This is a genomic window from Bacillus sp. LR_5, assembly GCF_042709275.1.
The window spans coordinates 1-7589 of the sequence record NZ_JAVAXX010000289.1; the positions used below are offsets into that span (position 1 = coordinate 1).

The 7589-nt window shown below is 46.4% G+C and carries 11 protein-coding genes and 1 pseudogene; 1 reads left to right on the plus strand and 11 read right to left on the minus strand.

The genetic code is table 11. From position 1 onward, the window contains the following. The 8 genes and pseudogenes from RAC86_RS32065 to spoIIR all read right to left on the minus strand — a co-directional run. Positions 1–149: pseudogene (locus tag RAC86_RS32065) on the minus strand (serine hydroxymethyltransferase); the annotation flags it as partial. Between the two features lie 204 nt (positions 150–353). Beyond that, positions 354–896, minus strand: coding sequence for a TIGR01440 family protein (locus RAC86_RS32070; protein ID WP_061186484.1), 543 nt, complete (start codon positions 894–896; stop codon positions 354–356). Positions 897–908: 12 nt separating this feature from the next. After that, complete coding sequence (rpiB, locus tag RAC86_RS32075; RefSeq protein ID WP_061186485.1) at positions 909–1358, minus strand: ribose 5-phosphate isomerase B; 450 nt, start codon at positions 1356–1358, stop codon at positions 909–911. A 157-nt stretch (positions 1359–1515) separates the two neighbouring features. Beyond that, positions 1516–1968 (minus strand): low molecular weight protein arginine phosphatase, encoded by a 453-nt coding sequence (locus RAC86_RS32080; protein WP_072565413.1) that lies wholly within the window; start codon positions 1966–1968, stop codon positions 1516–1518. Positions 1969–2043: 75 nt separating this feature from the next. Beyond that, positions 2044–2601, minus strand: coding sequence for a manganese efflux pump MntP (locus RAC86_RS32085; RefSeq protein ID WP_014115509.1), 558 nt, complete (start codon positions 2599–2601; stop codon positions 2044–2046). A 78-nt stretch (positions 2602–2679) separates the two neighbouring features. Next, a complete protein-coding gene (locus tag RAC86_RS32090; RefSeq protein ID WP_061186486.1) occupies positions 2680–3720 on the minus strand; it encodes an L-threonylcarbamoyladenylate synthase in 1041 nt (346 codons plus the stop codon). 157 nt (positions 3721–3877) lie between these two features. Further along, entirely contained in the window at positions 3878–4321 is a 444-nt protein-coding gene (locus tag RAC86_RS32095; RefSeq protein ID WP_072566790.1) for a GNAT family N-acetyltransferase, read from the minus strand. Positions 4322–4387: 66 nt separating this feature from the next. Next, the gene (gene spoIIR / locus RAC86_RS32100) at positions 4388–5062 is read right to left on the minus strand and encodes a stage II sporulation protein R (RefSeq protein WP_041521093.1); all 675 of its coding nucleotides are present in this window, start codon (positions 5060–5062) and stop codon (positions 4388–4390) included. 140 nt (positions 5063–5202) lie between these two features. On the opposite strand from spoIIR, the gene RAC86_RS32105 reads away from it, so the two are divergent. After that, positions 5203–5565: a UPF0715 family protein gene (locus RAC86_RS32105; protein WP_072565414.1), complete on the plus strand. Its 363-nt coding sequence runs from the start codon at positions 5203–5205 to the stop codon at positions 5563–5565. 17 nt (positions 5566–5582) lie between these two features. Here the strand turns inward: RAC86_RS32105 and RAC86_RS32110 are convergent, their stop codons facing one another. From RAC86_RS32110 to prfA, 3 genes are all read right to left on the minus strand, one after another. After that, positions 5583–5870 carry a DUF5316 family protein gene (locus RAC86_RS32110; protein WP_072565415.1) on the minus strand — a complete coding sequence of 96 codons (288 nt, stop codon included), beginning with the start codon at positions 5868–5870 and terminating at the stop codon, positions 5583–5585. 61 nt (positions 5871–5931) lie between these two features. Continuing rightward, positions 5932–6798 carry a peptide chain release factor N(5)-glutamine methyltransferase gene (prmC, locus tag RAC86_RS32115; RefSeq protein ID WP_072565416.1) on the minus strand — a complete coding sequence of 289 codons (867 nt, stop codon included), beginning with the start codon at positions 6796–6798 and terminating at the stop codon, positions 5932–5934. A 1-nt stretch (position 6799) separates the two neighbouring features. After that, positions 6800–7589 (minus strand): peptide chain release factor 1 (gene prfA, locus RAC86_RS32120; RefSeq protein ID WP_377886454.1); only part of this gene is annotated, 790 nt, incomplete at its 5' end.

Consider the following 7589-nt stretch of genomic DNA (forward strand, 5'->3'; position numbering starts at 1 on the left):
TTATTTGTCAAAACAGATCCTTGTGCTTCCATAACCGCTTCACTTACAAAGTTCTCAGAAGCAATCAATTCGATCTTAGTCTGTTGGCGTTCACGCTCATTTTTAATGGCGTTAAACACTTGTTCGTCTTGCGCAGGTAAATGTTTCATCAGCGAGATCCTCTCCTATCCGTATCCTGTTCTTTGTTTTTACCACCACTATTGTACATGGTTTTTTAGGCCAATGTAAAAGATTATTTTTAAAAAATCAAAACTTTTATTGGTAAAAACGAATATTAATAACTTAAATTTAAGTTAAAGTTCGGAATTTATTTTCTTCCTTAAAACAAAAGAAAAGACTGGCATGCAGTCCTTTCATTCGCACTCATAAACGGCCCGTACTCCGCCGATCAGTTTCGGCCGCGTACGCGCTAATGTCACATGGGCTGCACCTAGACTGTTTTGAGAGACTCGTACAGGGACAGCCACCGGCTTCAGATGCATGCCGATAAACGTATCGCCGATGTCTATCCCGGCATCAGCCTGAATGGTTTCGACAAGAACAGGAGACTTCATCTGCTTAAACGCATAAGAAGCCATCGCCCCGCCCGCTTTCGGAACGGGTACGGCAGAAACGGTTGGAAGCCTTAACAGCCGGGCCGTTTCTTCCTCGATGACAAGTGCTCTATTCAAATGCTCACAGCATTGAAACGCGAGATGGATTCCCGTTTTTTCCTTAAGCCCGGCAAGCCCGCTGTAGATGCTTTCCGCGATGTCTACATTGCCCGATGTTCCGATCCGGCTGCCAGCCACTTCGCTCGTGCTGCATCCAAGGACAAAGAGTTGATCCTGTTTCAATCCCGCTTGTTCCTGAAATTCAGACAGCATCGTATTCCACGTTTGCTTGATCTCATTCATTGAACAGCACCCCTACAGGTTTTTCTCTTCATAATCTGAGATTTTTCCAATACGGGTTTGATGTCTTCCGCCGGTAAACTCAGTGGTCAGCCAGATTTGCGCGATTTCCCGCGCCAAACCGGGGCCGATCACTCGTTCACCCATCGCGAGGATGTTAGTATCATTATGCTCTCTCGTCGCCTTTGCGCTGAATGTATCGTGCGCCAGCGCGCAGCGGATGCCTTTGACTTTATTGGCGGAAATGCTCATGCCAATACCTGTCCCGCAAATTAAAATCCCTCTGTCAACTTCGCCGCTAACCACTTTTTCGGCCACCGGAAAAGCATAATCCGGATAATCGACAGATCCGCTGCCACAGTCACAGCCCATATCAATATATTCAATTTGCAATTCGTCCATTAACTCTTTGATTTCATTTCGAATGTGAACGCCGCCATGATCCGATGCTATGGCTACTTTCATCTGCTTTTCCTCCCAGCGTGTGTGATACGGCCCCGCCCGCTATGTTAACCGCGCAGCCTGTCCGCTCTTTCATTCACACCATATGATGTGCTTTTCACTATATTCTACTCCTTCACGCAGGATTTGCAAATGACCTGTTTGCAGATTTTCTGACAACTTACCTGCCGTCTTTTTTCAGTTGTTTTGCCAGCTGCCGAAGAAGCTCTTCAAGCTCATCTCTCGTTTGTTTATAGATGTCAATTGAACCGCCGAACGGATCGATAACATCCCCATGGCTGCCTGTGGCATATTCTTTTAGCGTAAACACTTTATCACGATAACGTCCAAATTGGCTGGCAATGATCTGTTTGTGCTGATGGGTCATAGCCAGAATCAAATCAGCTGATTTCATATGTTCTTCAGTTAATAGAGAAGACACATGATTCAGGGCAATATGTTTTTCAAACAGCGCTTCGACCGCTTGAGGCGTCGCTCTCCCATTAGGCGAAGCAAACACGCCTGCCGAGCGGACACTGACATTCAGCCCTTCCGTTTCTGCAATTGATTTAAAAAGCGCCTCAGCCATTGGGCTGCGGCACGTATTTCCAGTACAGACAAAAATAATATTCATGTCAGTCACCCCTTATTTTTCTCTATTATATATGAAGAAAAAAGAAACGGCGACTTCGTTTCTTTTATTGGTATATTAAATTGGCAAAAGCAGCTTTAGGCCGAATACGATTAATATGATGCCCCCGAGCGCTTCGCTGTATGTGCCAAGCCATGACTGCACTTGTTTTCCGATCAGCAGGCCCAGCCATGTCAAAATCATGCTGAAAAGCCCGAACAGGGTAATGGTAAGGAGCGGATGTGATCCGTATATCCCCAAGCTCAAACCGACGGAGAAGCTGTCAAGGCTGACGCCGATGGCAAACAGCAATAAGCCCGGCCCTGTCGGCGACATGAATCGTTCTTCTGACTGCTTAAAAGAGGCCATAAGCATTTGAACCCCCAGAACAAATAGCAGCGAACCCCCAATATAAACCGCTAACACACCGAGGAGCCCTGACAGCATGTTACCGGCCGCCATCCCCCCGAGAGGCATGATGACGTGGAAGAGGCCGATGATGAAACCAATATAGAATATCTGCTTTTTCCTGAGTTTGACCATGCCCATTCCGAGACCGACAGAAAAAGCATCCATCCCTAAAGCAAACGCCATGATGCTTAAAGTAATCAGTTCGCCTATGAACAAATCCGACATACATGAATAACCCCCTTGGACACGCCCCGCTTTTTTAGCCTATGCGTGTCCAAAAAGGGTTAGAACATCTGACTGTGTTCAGCGAATCACTCTTCCTCCGGCGGCTTTCATCAGCCTGTTCATAATGGCGAGACCCACGCCCGTGTCTGGAAAGGATTCCGCGATAATAAAATCCACCTTATTCTCATCGAAGCTGCGTAAAGCATCGTACAGCGCAGCCGCAACAGTCTCAAGCTGAGCCCGTCTGCCGCAGCTCTTCACATAATCAGCGGAATAAACACCCGCGTTTTCTTCTGTCGTCAGGACACCGACCCGTCTGCCGCCCTGTTGATATTCTTGAATGAGATGCTGAATGCGCTCTGGGCCGCCTTCGCAAATAGCAAGCGGCGCTGTCGGCGCATAATGTGTATATTTCATCCCTGGAGAAATCGGCTTCTCATTTTGATCGCTGAGTCCTTTATCCACAAGGATCGGCCCGATCTCCGCTTCAATTTGTTCTTTTGTAATGCCACCCGGGCGCAGGAGAACAGGGATGTCGCCTGCACATGAAAGTACGGTTGATTCGACCCCAATCCCAGTAGGACCTCCGTCCATAATGCCAGCTATTCGGCCATCCAAGTCGTGAGCCACATGTTCCGCCTTTGTCGGACTTGGCTTGCCTGATAGATTGGCGCTAGGTGCCGCAATCGGCAAACCCGACTCGCGAATCAATGCTAGGGCAAGCGGATGATCCGGCATCCTAATGGCAACCGTTTCAAGCCCTGCCGTTACACGAGGTGAGAGCGCACCAGGTTTGCAAGGCAGAATGAGCGTAAGTGCTCCAGGCCAAAACCGTTTCATCAATGTTTTCGCCTTTTCGGGCGCCGGACCCGTTAAACCGTTCAGCTGACCGATGTCCGCAATGTGGACAATCAGGGGGTTATCGCTCGGCCGCCCTTTTGCCTCATAGATTTTTTTGACAGCATCTGTGTTTTTCGCGTTTGCGCCGAGACCGTATACCGTTTCTGTCGGGAACGCAACGACCTCATTTTCCCGAAGCAAAGCAGCTGCTTGTGCAATTTGTGGATCATTTGTGGATAACTCGCCAGTTACATCCACAAACCATCTTTTCGTTTTCATTTTCTGACCAAACTCCTTATTCACAACAATAAAACGATTGTTTTACGCGTGTAATCCTTTTGAAAGTATAAAAGATGTCCTGTAATAAAACAAGCGTTATCCACAAATTGTGGACAACGCTAATGAAGAAGTGGATAAGTATGTGTATAAATCACACTTATCCAGACGCTTTTTTCATCAAGACGGCCCCTTCGGTTTGCCGCGATTCACAGAAGTGATCAGAAGAAAACAGCTCTTCAGGTACGCTTTCAGCTGGTTCAAATCCCAGTGCCGCCAGGAAGTCAGCAGAGGAATGCTGATTCGCTATTAAATATACTGTTTTGATCTGGTGCTTTTCGCACAGCAGCTCCATGCTCTGAAAGAGCGTCACAACATGGCCTTGGTGAAGCTTGTCCGATATCACAAGTGATCGCAGCAGCCCTTGATCACAGCTTATTTTTTCAATTCCGAGACATCCGGCAATGTTTTTCTCGCTGTCCTCCAGCATAAGAAACTGGGTGAAGCCTTCTTTCACGCCTTCATGATTGGTTTTCGCCTGTTTTAAAAATTCCTCGAGCACGTTTCCGTCTTTTTCCCTTGCCACCCGCAGTTGATAAAACATCCGTTCACCCCGTTTTTGCATTCTTTCTTCCAATCTATGAGGCAAATCTATTTTTAGACCAGGTGTTTAGGAAAAAAGGTCGGAAATCCATTCGACTAAGAAGAATTTCACTTCTGTGCCGTCTTCCTTCTCTTCTTTCTCTGCTTTTTTGGCTTTTTCCGCTTTAGCGGTTACGTCCTCAAGCACTTTCTCAGTCTGCTTTTTTGAGGCTTCTTTATCTTCTTGTTCTTTGACGGCTTCCCCGTTAGAAAAATCGAGAAAGCATAGCGGCGGGAACAGCACACACCACCAGTTGGCGCCATCGCCGTTTCCAAGCGTAATCAGAATCGCTTCATACTCACCAGCCGGATATACCATGTTGCCGTAAAGCTTTGTCGGAAATGAGATTTTGTCAAAATCAACGGATATCGATTGGTTCGCTCCTTCTTTCTCCATTGTTTCCTTTGCAATTGCTTTGATTTCAGGGAGCTTTGAGCGAATCACACGCCGTGCTTCTTCAATAGAAGTAATATCTTTTACCCAAGTTGTGATTTCTTTATTCACTGCGTCTCTTATATGACGTTTTAATTGCTGATCTTTGTCACTGTCGCTATTTGCTAATATTCTCAGGCGAATCGCCTGATCCGGTATGACCACCGGCTGATTTTCTGATCGCTGTGCCGTCTCTTCCTTTGCCAGCCCTACAAGCGCTCCGGATAATAAAAGAAAGATATATATACATATGATTACTGTTTTTTTCATCGGTCCCCACCGTTCCTCTCCGTGCTTTGTTTCTAGCCCTATTATGGACAAGGAGAGCCTAAGGTAAACGTACAGGGTGAAAAAAATCTAGCAAGCTGTTAATCTAATTTATGGTACGATAGTGTTTTAGGAGGTTTAAAATGAAATATAATTATACAGTGCTGTTATCAGCATTCACGATGTCGGTTCTTTATTCGATTATCTATATTCATTCGTTTATCATTGCCGCTGTCATCACGATGGCATTTTATTTTCTGTTTCCTTATTTGATATTCGCGCTGCCGCTTCAATTCATGATGAATAAAAAACCGAAACGGTTCAGCCCTTTGTATCTACTGTATTACCTTATTGCGGCTTTTATTGCCAACGCAATCATTTTCGGCGTGTTGCAGCCTTCGGGACAATCTCTGTTTCAAAATACAGCCTTTTACATCTTCGCTGTATTAACAGCTCTTGTCTATTGGATATGGGATTCTGTTTTACTGCAAAAAAAGGAAGCCTAAAGAGGCTTCCTTTTTCATTAAAACAAAACCGTCAGCAAATAACATAGAATAGAAGGTATCGCCGCAACAAAGAAAGCAGCCGCCATTTTCAAGCGGGCTGTACGGCCTTCTTTGGATTCTGAATGGTAGTTTGCCCGCTGATCGCTTCCGCTTACAGCCAAACCCGATGTGATGATCGCAAGCCCAATCAAAACGAGAGACGCAACGCCAAACAGCGTTTCATATGAAAGAGCCTGCGGAAAAATAGTGCCAACCATGCTCTCAATCGCAATGAGCAAGATTCCTGCTGCCAGGGCCTTTTTCATCTTTTACATCCCCTTTGCCGGTGTTAACACAGCTTGATTCATCAACTCGCCAGCAAGCTGCTTATATATCTTTATGAATCACGGCGCATATGGTTCTGTCTTTTCCGTTAATATCTTTCAGCACTTCCACTTCCGCACCCTTAAACGCCTTGAGGATCAGCTCTTTGACCGCTGCGCCCTGTTTCCATCCGATTTCAAAAACGACAAACACTTTATCCTTCATGACAAGCGAGAGGTCTTCCATAAACCGCTTATAGAATTTCAGCCCGTCTCCGCCATCGGTGAGAGCGTGCAGTGGCTCATGAAAACGGACAATCTCTGATAGATCAGCCATTTCTTCTTCTGAAATATAAGGAGGATTCGAGACGACAATATCCGCTTTTTTGCCTGCCTTAATAAAAGGCTCAAGCAGATCGCCCTGATAAAAGCCCACATCTGCTCCGAGCGTTTCCGCATTGGCGGAGGCGACTTGCAGCGCCTCTTTCGAGATATCAACAGCCGACACAGAAAAGTTTTTGTTTTCAAGCGCAAGCGTGACGGCTATCGCGCCGCTCCCTGTACCGACGTCAATGACTTCGATCCTGCTGTCTTCAGAAAAGACATGCCGATATTTTTCAAGCAGATGATAGACAACCTCTTCTGTTTCCGGCCGCGGGATCAGCACATCATCATTCACCATAAATTCCCGTCCGTAAAAAAACTCTTTTCCGATAATGTACTGAACCGGCACGCCCTCTTTATGCATCTCAACGTGACGCTTAAAGCGATACAGTTCGTCTTCGCCAATCGGTTCCTGTAAGCTGGCGAGCAGCTTGCTTCTGTCCATTCCGGTATCATAAAGCAAAAGAAGCTCGGCCGCATTTTCTTCTCTTCCCGCTTCGGTTAAATAAGAAGAAGCCCATTTCAGGGCTTCAAATATCGTCTTCATCTTAACCTTCCGACTGCTGAAGCTTGCTTGCCTGATCTTCAACGATCAGCGCTTCAACCACTTCGTCAAGTTTTCCTTCAAGAATCTGATCAAGCTTTTGAATCGTCAGGCCGATTCTGTGATCCGTCACACGGTTTTGCGGGAAGTTGTATGTGCGGATACGTTCAGAGCGGTCACCTGATCCGACTGCTGATTTCCGTGTTTGATCATATTCAGCCTGGGCTTCCTGCTGAAATTTATCGTAGATTCTGGCACGGAGAACCTTCATTGCTTTTTCTTTGTTCTTGATTTGAGATTTTTCATCCTGGCACGATACAACAACACCTGTCGGCAAGTGCGTCAGACGAACGGCAGACATTGTTGTGTTAACGCTTTGTCCGCCCGGTCCGCTTGATGCAAACGTATCAACACGGATATCCTTCTCATGAATGTCAACCTCTACCTCTTCTGCCTCAGGAAGACATGCTACTGTTGCAGTAGATGTATGGATACGGCCGCCTGATTCTGTTTCAGGAACACGCTGTACGCGGTGGGCGCCGTTTTCATATTTGAGTTTAGAATATGCGCCGCTTCCCGTAATCATAAAGATGATCTCTTTGTAGCCGCCCGTTCCGGTTACATTCGCTTCCATGACCTCTGTTTTCCAGCCTTGCAGCTCGGCATAACGGGAATACATTCTATACAGGTTACCCGCGAATAAAGCGGCTTCCTCGCCTCCCGCAGCTCCGCGGATCTCCATGATAACGTTTTTGTCGTCATTAGGATCTTTCGGGATCAGGAGCACTTTCAGG

Bases quoted from the DNA above. Each gene is read 5' to 3' on its own strand.
- RAC86_RS32095 (WP_072566790.1), bottom strand. From the start codon at position 4,321: ATGTTTTATCAACTGCGGGTGGCAAGGGAAAAAGACGGAAACGTGCTC.
- RAC86_RS32080 (WP_072565413.1), bottom strand. From the start codon at position 1,968: ATGAATATTATTTTTGTCTGTACTGGAAATACGTGCCGCAGCCCAATG.
- prmC (WP_072565416.1), bottom strand. From the start codon at position 6,798: ATGAAGACGATATTTGAAGCCCTGAAATGGGCTTCTTCTTATTTAACC.
- RAC86_RS32070 (WP_061186484.1), bottom strand. From the start codon at position 896: ATGAATGAGATCAAGCAAACGTGGAATACGATGCTGTCTGAATTTCAG.
- RAC86_RS32085 (WP_014115509.1), bottom strand. From the start codon at position 2,601: ATGTCGGATTTGTTCATAGGCGAACTGATTACTTTAAGCATCATGGCG.
- rpiB (WP_061186485.1), bottom strand. From the start codon at position 1,358: ATGAAAGTAGCCATAGCATCGGATCATGGCGGCGTTCACATTCGAAAT.
- spoIIR (WP_041521093.1), bottom strand. From the start codon at position 5,062: ATGAAAAAAACAGTAATCATATGTATATATATCTTTCTTTTATTATCC.
- RAC86_RS32090 (WP_061186486.1), bottom strand. From the start codon at position 3,720: ATGAAAACGAAAAGATGGTTTGTGGATGTAACTGGCGAGTTATCCACA.
- RAC86_RS32105 (WP_072565414.1), top strand. From the start codon at position 5,203: ATGAAATATAATTATACAGTGCTGTTATCAGCATTCACGATGTCGGTT.
- RAC86_RS32110 (WP_072565415.1), bottom strand. From the start codon at position 5,870: ATGAAAAAGGCCCTGGCAGCAGGAATCTTGCTCATTGCGATTGAGAGC.